Below are 229 nucleotides of genomic sequence, written 5' to 3'. Positions count from 1 at the left end.
CGGCAAGCAAAGCAAAAGAGATTGCTCAAATTGTGAAGCACACCAAAGAAGCACAATGTCAGATGCATACTCTTAAAGTCTGCCGCTCCGCATCGATGGCTCTGACCGGCTAAACACAAAAGAATTTTTGTTTTTCATCTGATCTTTTGACGCAAACTAGTGGGGGATTGTGTGAAAAAATGTTGCAAAATGTTACAGAAAGTATCTATCAAAACAACTCCTGTAATTT

It is taken from the genome of Bartonella sp. MR168JLCBS, assembly GCF_042194175.1.
Note: the sequence above shows the minus strand (reverse complement) of the source record.